The organism is Bradyrhizobium sp., assembly GCF_035570375.1.
GTDB lineage: Bacteria > Pseudomonadota > Alphaproteobacteria > Rhizobiales > Xanthobacteraceae > Bradyrhizobium.
Window position 1 is genome coordinate 21,864 of record NZ_DATMLW010000087.1, and the last position, 12,069, is coordinate 33,932.

Here is a 12,069-nt window from a genome sequence, read left to right on the forward strand (position 1 = left end):
GTGCAATGTCTGAGTCAGATGAGCATGGACCTGCTTCCGATCGGCCGTCGGCGCTCGAGGTTTTCCTGGCGTGGCCGCTCGCGGCGGCGTCGCACATCGCGCAGACCAACATTCGGCTGTTTGAAACTTTCCTGCCGCCGGCAAACCCAAGGCCGTCGCGGCAGCTGATCTTTCCCTGGGCATCGCCGAATACGATCAGTCTCGAACTCGGCACGATGTCCTTACGGAATTTCTCTACGCGCAATGATGGGCGTGCCACGCTCATCTGTGCGCCCTACGCGCTGCACGGTGCGACCATTGCCGATTTCGCGACCGGCCACAGCGTGGTCGAGAAACTCGGCCAATGCGGCCTGTCGCGCCTATTCCTCACGGAATGGCGATCGGCGACGGCGGACATGCGTTACTTCACCATCGACAACTATCTTGCCGACCTCAACGTCGCGGTCGATGAGCTCGTTCCGCCGGTCGATCTCATCGGGCTATGCCAGGGCGGCTGGCTGGCGCTGGTCTATGCGGCGCGATTCCCGAACAAGGTGCGTCGGCTGGTTCTGGTCGGCGCGCCCGTCGATATCGCCGCAGCCAAGTCCTCTCTGTCCAATTTCGCAGCCGACGTGCCGCTTGGCTCATTTCATGAATTGGTACGGCTCGGCAAAGGCATCGTGCACGGCCAGCAGATGCTCGGGCTATGGGGGATTTCGCACGGGCCCAACGAAGCCGACGCCACGCTGCAAGCGGGCGAAGCCATCGAGCCTCCGGAACGCGAGGCGCTGGTCGAGCGCTTTCGGCAATGGCATGCCGAGACGGTCGATTTGCCCGGCAGCTTCTTTCTTCAGGTGGTCGAGTGGCTGTTCAAGGACAACCGGATCGCGGAAGGGCGTTTTGTGGCCCTTGGGCAGACAGTCGATCTGTCAAAGCTGACGGCGCCGATCTACCTGCTCGCGGGCAGCGACGACGAAGTCGTCGCCGTCGATCAGCTGTTCGCGGCGGCGCGATTGGTCGGCACCAGGGGCGAACATGTGGTGAAGATGATTGAAACCTGCGGACACTTGAGCCTGTTCCTCGGCACCGAGGTGCTCGGCCGCGCGTGGCCCGACGTCGCCGGTTTTCTGCTCCGGGACTTCAACGAGCCGCAGGCAATCGCGGAAAGAAAGGATGCTCCCGCGGTGGGTGGCAGGAGCATCCGAAAGTCGATCGGATGATCTGGGGAACGAACATCCGCATGATCAAGAACATCGGATTTTCGGCCCGAGGGGTTGCGGCAGATCAAAGCTGGGCGGCTTTTTTGTCGGGCGAAGTCGGCCTGGCCTGCCGCCTTTCCGGATGATTACGGCGGCACCGCAAATGCGATTGGTCCTCGTGCGCCCTTCTGGAGCTTTTCCGGATCTACCGTTCCGGCCGGCGTATCGTCGTCGAGGAATTTTTCCACGATCGACCGGATCGTGGTCTTGACGTGGTCCGGGCCGCGATCGCTCAATTCGTTATGCTGGTAGGGCGTCTTCACCACGGTGATCCCCGCCTTCTGGCACATGGCGTCGTCGGGAACCACGCCGGGATCGGCCTTGAAGACCGGATCCCTGGAGCGGAATGAAAGAATCCTGAAATTGCCGTCGGTGACGAACGGGACGCGCAGGTTATCGAGCGTCACCACCTTCTTGATCAGGTCGGAATGGCGCTTGGCGAAATACATCGAGAGATCGCCGCCGTTGGAATGCCCGACCATGGTCAGGTGCCGGTAGTCCGCGTTCGGCTGGTATTTCCTCATCTCGTCGATCACGAACATGATGTTGGCGATGCCGCGATTATATTGCGGTCTCCTGCCGACATATTCCTCGCCGGCCTGCGTGACCATCGGGCCGTCGCTTTCAAGATCGTGCTGGACGCTTACGACCATGTAGCCGCGGATGGCGAGAAAGTTCGCGAGAAACGAGTATTCGGTGAATTTCACCGTATTGCCGTGGTTGAGGATCACCACCGGCAGCGTGATCATTTCGGCGATCGCTTCCATCTCGCGGTCGCGCCGAACAGAGATATCGACCTCGACCGGACGGTCGGTACGCAAGGGGTCGAAAAATGTCAGCGTCTTGTGGCGGATCGCCCATTTGCTTGCCGTGAAATAGCCGGCCAACGCCACCACGCAAATCGAAAGCAGAATGGTGATTCCGCGTTTCATGGTTCTTTCTCGTCTCGTGAATGCAGGCTGGCATTTTCCCGCCTTTTTGTCACAGCGGCGTGACATCAGGACGGGATGGATGCGGATCAAGCCGTTGATTTGTTGTGCGCAACGTGTGCGCGCGACTGCACATCGATCAATCCACCGGCTATGGTAAGGGAGTGTGGGTGGGCCTTTCGCCCTCGTTCTTCCTCAATGGAGCCATCGATGTCCCTTGATCGCGTCAGCAAATATTGGCCGGAAATCCTGAGCATCGCCCGGATCGTCATCGGCCTTTTGTTTCTCGAGCATGGAGCCGCAAAACTGTTCGGATTTCCGCAGACGCCAATGGCGCAGCCCGCGATGGGCACGCTGTTGTGGTTTCAGGGGATCATTGAACTCGTGGGCGGCGCGCTGTTTGCGGTCGGCTTCCTGACGCGTCCTGTCGCCTTCATCCTGTCGGGCAACATGGCTGTCGCTTACTTCATGGCACACGCGCCGAAGAATTTTTTCCCGATTCTCAACGGCGGCGACGCCGCGATCCTCTACTGCTTCGTCTTCTTGCTGTATTTTGTGGCCGGGCCGGGCCGCTGGGCGTTGGACGCAAGGACGAAGTAGGCTAGTCACCGGGTTTCGATGTCGTCCCTGCGGACGCGGGGACGACAAGGGTCCAATTTTCGCCATCAGGAAGGACCAGAGCGATCAATCCCGATCGCGGAGGTTTGCCTTGGGAAATCTGGCGACAGTTGAGGTCAAGGCGTTCGTGCCGGCGCGCGATTTCGGCCTGTCCAAACAATTCTATCAGGACCTGGGTTTTGATCTTGCTTGGTCAAGCGACGCTCTTGCGTACTTCTGCCATGGTGATTCGTCGTTTCTGCTGCAGAATTTCTACGTCAAGGAACATGCCGACAACTTCATGATGCATCTGTTGGTCGAGGATGCGGATGCCTGGTGGCAGCATGTCGTCGATCGGGATATTGCCGCCAAATACAACATCAGGGCAAATCCGCCCGAAGATCAGTCCTGGGGCATACGCGACTTCATTCTTGTCGATCCCACCGGGGTCCTGTGGCGCATCGGCCAGAACATTTCCTAAAGCTGCGGAGCCAATCCCCGATCAGGCGCCGTCCAAAATCACCAGATCGCCGTGCGAGCTCTTGTGGCGAAGTCCAATGATTTTCTGGTAGTCGGCCGACTTGTACCAGCCTTCGGCGGCATCTCGGCTCGGAAATTCGATGATCACCGTGCGCGGGTGCTGCCACTGACCTTCAAGGACCGTGAACTTGCCGCCGCGAGCGATAAACTGACCACCAAACGTCGCCACCGTGCCAACAACGCCCTTTCGATATTCAGCAAACATCGCTTCATCGTGGACCGTCTCCAGCGCGATCACGTAGGCTTTCATCCGCCGCTCCTTCGACACAAGCTTTCAAGCTGGTTGTGGCATATTGCCTCGCGACCGCGCGCGCCACGGTCATCAAGGTTTCGTGACCCGACCTTCAGCGCGGGCTGCATTTGCGCCAATCCGACTTCGCTTGATCGGCGCTGTCGAAAATATGCGGCGCGACGCCCCGGTTCTGCAGCGCTTCCCCGAGCTTGATGCGCAGGAAGCCCGAGGTGGTGTAGCGCGAGACGCCGGAGTAGAAGCGGTCGGTCAGCGAGTGCACCATCGCCGAATATTCGTCGAGCAATTCGGGTGAAATCGAGAAATTGTCGTAGTTGACGATGGCGTAGACGCGGTGGCCGAGCGGAGCCAGCTTGGCTTCGGCAGCCTTGTCGATCGCCTTGATGTCGTCGCTCGATCGCACCGCGAAGCGCTCGAAATTGACGAAGAACAGATCCTGCTGCTTGTCATAGGTAAAGCGCTGGTCAAGCGGAATGCCGACCAGGTCTTTGCGCAGGTCCATCACGCCCTCGCGAAAGATGCGCGCATCCATGGGCGCGGGATCGTGCGGTATGAGCGGCCTGAAATCCATCCGCGCAAGGATGTCGCGCTCGATGTCGACGCCGGGCGCGACCTCGACCAGCTCGAGCCCGTCGGGGCAGAGCGAGAATACGCAGCGCTCGGTGACATAGAGCACCGTCTGGCCACGTCTCGTTGCATAGGCGCCGCTGAAGGTCACATGCTCCACGGCTTCGACGAATTTTTTCGCCTTGCAATCATCAAGGATGGTGAGCTTGCCGTCAGCGGCCGCAATCCGCAGCTTTCCCGCACCGAACGTGCCGACGAAGATCACCTCCTTGGCGTTCTGGCTGATATTGATGAAACCGCCGGCGCCCGCAAGCTTGGGACCGAACTTGCTGACGTTGAGATTGCCGGCGCGGTCGACCTGGGCGAGCCCGAGGAACGCGGCATCGAGGCCGCCGCCATCGTAGAAGTCGAACTGGTAGGGCTGGTCGATCACGGCCTGGGTGTTGATCGCGGCGCCAAAATCGATCCCGCTTGCGGGGATGCCGCCAATCACGCCGGGTTCTGCCGTGAGCGTGATCAGGTCGATGATCTTCTCCTCGTTGGCGATGGCGGCGATGCCCTCCGGCATGCCGATGCCGAGATTGACGACACTGTTGGCCTTCAGCTCGAACGCGGCGCGGCGTGCGATGATCTTGCGCTCGCTCATCGGCAGCGGCGGCAATGAGCCGGCGCGCACCCGGATCTCGCCGGCGAATGCGGGATTATATTGCGTGCCGAAGGTCTGCCAGTGATTTTCTGGTTTTGACACCACGACGGCGTCGACCAGGATTCCGGGTATCTTGACCTCGCGCGGATTGAGCGATCCGCTTTCTGCGACGCGTTCGACCTGCGCGATGACGAGGCCGCCGGAATTGTGCGCGGCCATCGCGATCGCCAGTGCTTCCAGCGTCAGCGCTTCCTTCTCCATGGTGAGGTTGCCGTCGGCATCGCCGGTCGTGGCGCGAATGATGCCGATATTTATGGGAAAGGTCTTGTAGAGCAGGCATTCCTGCCCGCCGAGCTTGACCAGTTCGACCAGATCTTCCGTCGTGCGGGAGTTGAGCTTGCCGCCGCCCTTGCGCGGATCGACAAAGGTGCCGATGCCGACCCGGGTGATATGGGCGGGCCGTTGGGCGGCGATATCGCGAAACAGATGCGTGATCACGCCTTGCGGAAGATTGTAGGCCTCTATTTCGTTGGCAATCGCCATTCGCTGCAGTTTCGGCGCAAGACCCCAGTGGCCGCCGACTACGCGCTTAACGAGTCCGTCATGGGCCAGATGATTGAGGCCGCGATCCCCGCCGTCGCCCTGGCCGGCAGCGTAGACGAGCGTGAGGTTGCGCGCCTTGCCCTGCGGGTGGGGCGCCTCGCTCTGGCGATCGAGGTAGTATTCTTCGAGCGCAATCGCGATCTCCTCGGCGAATCCGATGCCGACAAAGCCGCCGGTGGCGACCGTATCGCCATCGCGAATGAGGCGCACGGCTTCCGCCGCGGTGACCACCTTGCCCTTTTCCGACAGCCGCAGATAGGGCAGCGCAGGGTGTTGGTTCATGGACGACTCCCTGATGGAGAATTACACAAGTCCGGTTGCGTAGTAGACGCCGATCACGAAGAAGACCGCAGCCGTCTTCAGACAGGTGACGGCAAAAATGTCCTTGTACGATTGCCGGTGGGTCAGGCCGGTTACCGCGAGCAGGGTGATGACGGCGCCGTTGTGCGGCAGCGTATCCATGCCGCCGCTTGCCATCGACGCCACGCGGTGCAGGACCGCGGGGGGAATGTTGGCTGCTTCCGCCATCTTCATGAAATCGTCGGCCATGGCCGCGAGCGCGATCGACATGCCGCCGGAGGCCGATCCGGTGATGCCGGCAAGCGAGGTGACGGTGACGGCTACGTTGACCAGCGGGTTGGGAATGGCCGCAAGCGTTTCCTTGATGACGGTGAAACCCGGGAGTGCCGCGATCACGCCGCCGAAACCATATTCGGAGGCCGTATTCATCGACGCGAGCAGCGCACCGGCGACCGCCGCCTTGCTGCCATCCGCGAAGGTCAATTTCAGCTTTGGAAAGGCAAAGATGAAGACGGTGATGATGCCCGCGATCAACGCCATTTCGACTGCCCAGATCGCCCTGATGCCCGAGATCTGCGTGGTGATCGTGTGATCCATCGCGAGCGTGAGGTCGTAACTCTTGCCATAGAAGCGATCGATCAGGCCGGTGAACACGCCGGGAAAGCCGCCGAGCACAAGGTTGACCACAAACACGACGATTAACGGCAGAAAGGCGATGAAGGCGGGCGCAAGTTCCTTGGTGTCGACGACCTCCGGCTCGTTGCCGTGTCCCTCGCCATAGCCTTCGCCGGCAGCGGCCGCAGTGCGGCGGCGCCATTCGAGATACATCATGCCGAGCACGAAGATGAAGATTGCTCCCAACACGCCGAGGATCGGTGCGGCGCCGTTGGTGGTCTTGAAATAGGTGGTCGGAATGATGTTCTGGATTTGCGGACTAAAAGGCAGTGCATCCATCGTGAATGAAAAGGCTCCGAGCGCGATGGTGCCGGGGATCAGGCGCTTGGGGATGTTGCCGGCGCGGAACATTTCAGCCGCGAACGGATAGGCGGCGAACACGACGACGAACAGCGACACGCCGCCATAGGTCAGAACGGCGCAAACGAGCACGATCGCGAGCATCGCGCGTTGCGGGCCGACGATGTTGATTACCGCGGCCACGATCGATTTCGAAAATCCGGACAGCTCGATCACCTTGCCGAAGACCGCGCCGAGCAGGAAGACCGGGAAATAGCTCTTCACGAACCCCACCATCTTGTCCATGAAGAGGCCGGTGAAGGCGGCGGGCACCGCGCCGGGGTCGGTCAGGAACACCGCACCGAGCGCGGCGATAGGCGCGAAAAGAATCACGCTGAAGCCGCGATAGGCCACGAACATGAGAAAAACGAGTGCCGCCAGCGCGATCAGAAAGCTCATTTGTTCCTCCCCTGATCCTGCGCATTTTTTCCGCGCGTCGCCCAAGAACAAATCAGGTCCGCACCGCGTGCTTTGCGGTATCGCAAAGGTTTTAAAAAAAATGTTGGTGCGCTGGGACAGAGCAGGGCGCGGCGAGCCCGCCCGACCGGTTGCCTTCCGCTCCGGCGGGGCCACGACTGCAGGCCCGTTACCGGAGGTGTTCAGGCACCAAACCGCGGCAACAGCTTCAAGGCGTTTCCGCGCTCGATGTCGGTGATCTGCGCTTCGGTGAAAACGCCCGCATTGCGCAAGCCGTCCACGTGGTCGATGCCCGTGCGATACGGGAAGTCGGTGCCGAACAGGATCTGCGACGTCGGGATGATCGAAGCCAGCGCCGACATCGCTGCCTTGTTCGAGGTTTGCGCGGTGTCGTACCAGAAGCGCGTGAGCTCGGCGAGCGTGCCGTCCGGCACGGTGGGCTTTGCCTTCGGGTCGATCAGCGGATGGCGGACGAAGCGCTCGATCAGGAACGGCATGGTGCCGCCGGCATGGGAGAAGATCCAGCGGATGTCGCGGAACTTCTGCGCATTGCCGGAAAAGATGATGTCGGCGATGGTGCGGGTGGTGTCGGTGCCGTATTCGATCAATACTGGCGGCTGGGTACGGACCAGGTTGACGCAGCAATCGGCCGCGTTCGGATGGGTGTAGACGATGACCTTGCGCCGGTTGAGTTCTTCCATGACCGGCAGGAAGGCGGGGTCGCCGAGCCACTTGTCGTGGTAATTCGTCAAAAGTCCGATGCCGTCGAGCTTGAGCGTGTCGAGCGCGTAGGAGATCTCATTCAGGCTGGCGTCGGTGTCGGTGAGGGGAAGCATCGCGAAGCCGCCGAAGCGGCCGGGATGATCGGCGATCAGCTTGGCTGCGTATTCGTTGCATTCGCGCACGAGCTTTCGCGCTGCTTCTCCGGAAGTGAAATTGACGCCCGGTTGCGTCACCGAAAGCATCGCAACCGCAATACCCGCCTTGTCCATGTCGGCGAGCGAGCTTTCGGGAGTCCATTTCCGCATCAGACCATCGCCGAAAGCTGCGGCAACCGAGGCTGCGATATAACTCGGCGGCGACAGATGATGGTGGACGTCGATTCGATGGGGCTTTGTCCCGGCGCCCTGCGCAATCGCCGCAATAGGCCTATTCACACCGGCCGCGGCGACGGTGGCGCTGCCCGCCAATCCCGCCACGAATTGGCGCCGGCTGAGCGCCGCACCTGTAAGCGACACCGTGTCTTCGCAGCCGCACACACAACCTTTGAGCGACCAGCGTTGTTTGCGTTCGTCTTTTTTCACGCGACGTCCTCCGCAGCATCTTTTTTCGAACTTCTTGTCTTGATAGGCCCACCAGGAAGCCCGCAAGACCTGTCTACCTCAGATGGTGCAGCGGACAAAAGAGCCTGCGCTCTGTTCAGGCCTACTGAATAACGAGATTTTGTATGCCAGGAACCAAGTCGAGACGCATCAAACATGCTGCATTGCGAAGTCCACAGGAGAAGAAGTCATCTATCGGGGCGCGACAAAACGCAAAGGACTCTCAGCACGCCCTCTGCTATGGTCGGAGCGCGAATTGGCTTCACGAAGGAGTGGAGTTCATGAACAGGCTCGTTGAAATCCGCCGCCAGGAATATTTTTGCCGTGAGCGTGCGTTGCATGATTCCGAGCGTAAGGTGTTCTGGCTCGCGGAAGCTGAAGAGTGGGAGCAGCGTGCTCTTGACGAAATTGCATTCCACTTCAGGGAATGCAATCTCCAGGCTCCGGATCACTCCATGAAAGCGCATTGAAGCGCGAGTATCCGCGCGAGTTATCAAGCCCGTTGAGTTCACACGTCCCGCATCGCCCGCGAGCAGGGACGTGTGTGAACGCGTGTTTCTATTGCCGCGCGTCGCGACCATCGAAGCTTCGTAACGGCAGCCGTTGCAGGCATTCAGCAAAAGCAACACCGGTCCACAACGAACACCGTATCGATCCAAAAGCGCCTAACGTTGTTCGATCATGCATCTTGCTCCCCCTTGTCTGCCTGAACGTCTGCCTGACCTTCCAGCCGTCCTGCACCTGCTGCGGCTGCAAACTGCGATGCAGGATGACCACGATTTGCTCGAGCAAAACGATTGCTGGCCTCCGCAGGTTTCCGGGCGCCAAAATTCCTCGATCGCCGATGCGCTTTCGCTTCCGTTTGCGGACCTGGCTTCACCTGGCGAGAAGCGGGTTCGCAATCACGCCAAGACCAGGAGGGGTCGACCCATCGACAGGATGCCGCAGGCAACAGACCCTGCTTTCTGCGCCCTTCGGACCGCTTGCTCTTCAGCCGCAACAAGGCCATCATCGCGATTGGCAAGAACGTAGCTTCGATCCTCTGCCAGAATAAATCCAAGGCAAACCGGGAGAATTCCCCTGAAAGCCGTTTGGCAGCTGCGGCTGTGCATTGCGTTCGCGTTTCTGGTTTCGGTTGCCTGCGAGAGCGCGGGCGCGGAAACGTTGCGCATCGGCGTGCAGAAGACCGGCACCTTCACCTGGCAGCTTGACGTGATCGCTCGGCACGGGCTTGCCCGTGAGAACAGGCTCGATCTCCGCATCCAGGAATTCGCTTCACCCGAAGCGAGCAAGCTTGCTCTCAACAGCGGGGCGGTCGATGTCGCCGTCGTCGACTGGCTGTGGGTTGCGCGCGAGCGCGCGCTCGGCCGCCCGCTCAAGTTCTATCCGTATTCCACTGCGGTCGGCGCGATCATGGTGAAGGCGAATTCGCCGATCCGCGAGCTTGCGGATATCAAGGGCCGCTCGCTCGCGGTCGCGGGCGGCGCGCTCGACAAGAGCTGGCTGATCGTGCGTGCGGCAGCGCAGCGGCGCGGCATCGATCTGGCGCGGCAGACGCGTCTGAATTTCGGCGCACCACCGCTTCTCTATGAGAAGCTGCGGCAGGGCGAGGCGGAGGCCAGCCTGAATTTCTGGAATTTCTGTGCGAGGCTGGAGAGTCAGGGTTACCGCAGGCTCTACGATGTGCGGGACGCAGAGGCCGAACTCGGCCTGACACAGCCGGTCGCGGTGATCGGCTATGTCTTTTCCGAGCGCTTTATCGCTGCGCATCCCGGCACAATCGATCGTTTTCTGGTCGCGGCCCGAAAGGCCGACCAGATTCTCCTGCAGTCCGATGCCGAGTGGGAAGCCTTGCGTCCCCTGATGGCCGCCGCAGAGGATCAGGGCACCTTCGAAGCCTACCGGACGATCGGCCGCAGCACGGTGCCGCGCCGGTCAATCGATGACGAAGAGGCCGATGCTCGAAAGCTGTTCCGTACCCTCGCCCAGATCGGCGGCGCGGAGCTCGTCGGCCCTTCGAAGGAATTGGACGAGCATCTTTATTATCGTCCTTCAGTGCCCGAGAATTGACCTTGGCGAGGCTCCTGTCGCTCGGCGTTGTGATCGTACTCTGGACCGTGCTGGCCGCCGCCGTTGATTCGCCGTTGCTTCCGGGTCCCGTGGCCGTGGGGGAGGCACTGCTGCGCGACGCCGGTTCGCTGGCGCTTCCCTATCATCTGGCGTGTACCCTGCTGCGTGTGATCGCGGCCTTCGCGGTCGCTTTTTCGCTCGGGATGGCGGCGGGATTTGCCATGGGCAAGTGGGGTCTCGTCGATCGGATCGGTGACCCTTGGCTCGTCATTCTTTTGAACCTTCCGGCGCTTGTGACGATCATCCTGGCCTATGTCTGGATCGGGTTGAACGAGACGGCCGCCGTCGTCGCCGTCGCGCTGAACAAGTTTCCCAATGTCGTGGTTCTGACCCGGGAGGGAACGCGGGCGCTGAGCCCGGAGCTGGAAGACGTGGCTCAGGTGTTTTGCCTGTCCGGTCCGGCGCGGATCCGTCACATCGTCCTGCCGCAGCTTGCACCATACCTCGCTGCGGCATTTCGCTCCGGCATTTCGATCACCTGGAAGATCGTGCTCGTTGTCGAGCTGATCGGCCGACCCAACGGCGTGGGCTTCGTGCTCGGATCGGCGTTCTCGCTGTTCGACATGGTGACCATCTTCGCCTATTCGATCGCCTTCATCGCCATCATGCTCGCGGTGGAGAGCCTGATCGTGCAACCCCTGGAACGCAATGCAAGCAGTTGGCGCAGACAAGCTGCTTGAGCTGCGGGTCGATTCGAAGACCTATCGCTCAGCCAAGAATGCCTCGATCGAGGTATTGCGCGATTTCGCCTTTGAGCTTGCGGCCGGCTCGTTCGCCTGCCTTGTCGGTCCTTCCGGCTGCGGCAAGACCACCATCCTGCGCATCGCGGCCGGTCTTGACCGTGACTTCCAGGGCGCACGGCGCATATCGCCGTCCACGCGCGTCGCCATGGTGTTTCAGGAGCCGCACCTTTTGCCCTGGCGCACGGTCGAAGACAACATCCGGATCGCGATGGACGCCGCGTCGGCCACCGGTGCAATCGGTGAATGGCTGGAGCGCTTCGATCTGGTCGAGCAGCGGCGTCAATATGCCGGCGAACTTTCGCTGGGCCAGGCGAGGCGGGTGGCGATCGCCCGCGCCATATCGGTCGGCCCGGACCTTTTGCTTCTCGACGAGCCTCTGGTTTCACTGGACGAGACCGTGGCGGCCCGGCTGCGCGGTGAACTGCGCGCCATCGCCGAGAGCCGCAAGCTTGGCATCCTGCTGGTCACGCACGATCTTGCCGAGGCGATCGAACTGTCGGACCGCCTGCTGTTCCTCGGCGGCAAGCCGGCCTGCGTCGTGCTGGAAAGAGAGCTGTCGATGCCCCGCAATCGTCGCGACCGCAGGACGGTGGCGGCGCTGGTCGATGAAATCGCCGGGCAGATGAATGGACACTAGAACCTATCTCAAAATTGCGGTGCCGAGTCGATCGGCTATAAAGGGCAGATGATTCGGCTGACGGACGAGCAGTGGGAGCGCATCCGGAAACACTTTCCGGAAGAGCACATTGCTGATGGACGGCCTGGCCGGAAAC

The 12,069-nt window shown here is 61.1% G+C and carries 12 protein-coding genes; 7 read left to right on the forward strand and 5 right to left on the reverse strand.

What is annotated here, in order from left to right; translation table 11 throughout:
• The first annotated feature begins 5 nt into the window (after positions 1 to 5).
• Positions 6 to 1,199 (forward strand): alpha/beta fold hydrolase, encoded by a 1,194-nt coding sequence (locus VNX23_RS09815; protein WP_325629466.1) that lies wholly within the window; start codon positions 6 to 8, stop codon positions 1,197 to 1,199.
• Positions 1,200 to 1,324: 125 nt separating this feature from the next.
• Here VNX23_RS09815 and VNX23_RS09820 read toward each other — a convergent pair whose 3' ends face one another.
• The gene (locus VNX23_RS09820; RefSeq protein WP_325629468.1) at positions 1,325 to 2,170 is read right to left on the reverse strand and encodes an alpha/beta hydrolase; all 846 of its coding nucleotides are present in this window, start codon (positions 2,168 to 2,170) and stop codon (positions 1,325 to 1,327) included.
• Positions 2,171 to 2,377: 207 nt separating this feature from the next.
• Between VNX23_RS09820 and VNX23_RS09825 the strand changes: the two genes are divergently transcribed.
• Positions 2,378 to 2,767, forward strand: a complete 390-nt coding sequence (locus VNX23_RS09825) for a DoxX family protein (protein WP_325629470.1) — start codon at positions 2,378 to 2,380, stop codon at positions 2,765 to 2,767.
• 109 nt (positions 2,768 to 2,876) lie between these two features.
• A complete protein-coding gene (locus VNX23_RS09830; protein WP_325629472.1) occupies positions 2,877 to 3,245 on the forward strand; it encodes a VOC family protein in 369 nt (122 codons plus the stop codon).
• Between the two features lie 21 nt (positions 3,246 to 3,266).
• Here the strand turns inward: VNX23_RS09830 and VNX23_RS09835 are convergent, their stop codons facing one another.
• From VNX23_RS09835 to VNX23_RS09850, 4 genes are all read right to left on the reverse strand, one after another.
• The gene (locus VNX23_RS09835; protein WP_325629474.1) at positions 3,267 to 3,554 is read right to left on the reverse strand and encodes a DUF1330 domain-containing protein; all 288 of its coding nucleotides are present in this window, start codon (positions 3,552 to 3,554) and stop codon (positions 3,267 to 3,269) included.
• Positions 3,555 to 3,648: 94 nt separating this feature from the next.
• Entirely contained in the window at positions 3,649 to 5,652 is a 2,004-nt protein-coding gene (locus VNX23_RS09840) for an acyl CoA:acetate/3-ketoacid CoA transferase (RefSeq protein WP_325629475.1), read from the reverse strand.
• Between the two features lie 21 nt (positions 5,653 to 5,673).
• Complete coding sequence (locus tag VNX23_RS09845) at positions 5,674 to 7,083, reverse strand: GntP family permease (protein ID WP_325629477.1); 1,410 nt, start codon at positions 7,081 to 7,083, stop codon at positions 5,674 to 5,676.
• Positions 7,084 to 7,283: 200 nt separating this feature from the next.
• A complete protein-coding gene (locus tag VNX23_RS09850) occupies positions 7,284 to 8,405 on the reverse strand; it encodes an amidohydrolase family protein (protein WP_325629479.1) in 1,122 nt (373 codons plus the stop codon).
• Between the two features lie 299 nt (positions 8,406 to 8,704).
• On the opposite strand from VNX23_RS09850, the gene VNX23_RS09855 reads away from it, so the two are divergent.
• From VNX23_RS09855 to VNX23_RS09870, 4 genes are all read left to right on the forward strand, one after another.
• Positions 8,705 to 8,893 carry a hypothetical protein gene (locus tag VNX23_RS09855; RefSeq protein ID WP_325629481.1) on the forward strand — a complete coding sequence of 63 codons (189 nt, stop codon included), beginning with the start codon at positions 8,705 to 8,707 and terminating at the stop codon, positions 8,891 to 8,893.
• 694 nt (positions 8,894 to 9,587) lie between these two features.
• A complete protein-coding gene (locus tag VNX23_RS09860; protein WP_325629483.1) occupies positions 9,588 to 10,493 on the forward strand; it encodes an ABC transporter substrate-binding protein in 906 nt (301 codons plus the stop codon).
• 2 nt (positions 10,494 to 10,495) lie between these two features.
• Positions 10,496 to 11,233, forward strand: coding sequence for an ABC transporter permease (locus VNX23_RS09865; protein WP_325629485.1), 738 nt, complete (start codon positions 10,496 to 10,498; stop codon positions 11,231 to 11,233).
• Complete coding sequence (locus VNX23_RS09870; protein WP_325629487.1) at positions 11,202 to 11,933, forward strand: ABC transporter ATP-binding protein; 732 nt, start codon at positions 11,202 to 11,204, stop codon at positions 11,931 to 11,933. The genes VNX23_RS09865 and VNX23_RS09870 overlap by 32 nt, the downstream gene beginning before the upstream one ends.
• Positions 11,934 to 12,069: the final 136 nt, after the last annotated feature.